The sequence below is a fragment of the Mycobacterium sp. E787 genome, assembly GCF_001668725.1.
Taxonomy (GTDB): domain Bacteria; phylum Actinomycetota; class Actinomycetes; order Mycobacteriales; family Mycobacteriaceae; genus Mycobacterium.
On the sequence record NZ_LZKL01000035.1, the window covers coordinates 1 to 550 of the forward strand.

At 68.2% G+C, this 550-nt stretch carries 1 protein-coding gene; it reads right to left on the bottom strand.

Annotated elements, in window-relative coordinates; genetic code table 11:
- On the bottom strand, positions 1-550 hold a 550-nt coding region (locus A5705_RS07485; protein WP_156763057.1), incomplete at both ends, for an HAD-IC family P-type ATPase.

Consider the following 550-nt stretch of genomic DNA (forward strand, 5'->3'; position numbering starts at 1 on the left):
GCGACGGCGCCTGCAGCTGTTCCTCGTCGACCCGGTCGGTCGGGATCGCGAGCTGCGAGCTGTCGTAGAGCAGGTTGTTCAGCAGGATCTGGCTGGGCAGCATCGGCAGGAACGGCAGCAGCGCCGAGGCGGCGGCCGCGCTGAACATGTTGCCGAAGTTGCTCGACGTGCCCATCAGCACGTACTTGATCGTGTTGGCGAAGATCCGGCGGCCCTCGGCGACGCCGGTGGCCAGCACGCCCAGGTCCTTTTCCAGCAGCACCACGTCGGCCGCGTCCTTGGCGACGTCGGTGGCGCTGTCTACGGAGATCCCCACGTCCGCGGCGTGCAGGGCCAACGCGTCGTTGACGCCGTCGCCGAGGAAGCCGACCGATCGCCCGTTGCGGCGCAGCGCGGTGATCAGCCGCGCCTTCTGCTCGGGGGAGATGCGCGCGAAGATGGTGTGGTTTTGCGCGGCGTCGACGAACCCGTCGTCGTCGAGGGGTTCCAGCTCGGCGCCGGTGAGAGTGCCCTTGGACGCCAAACCCAGGTCATTGCAGACCTTTTCGGC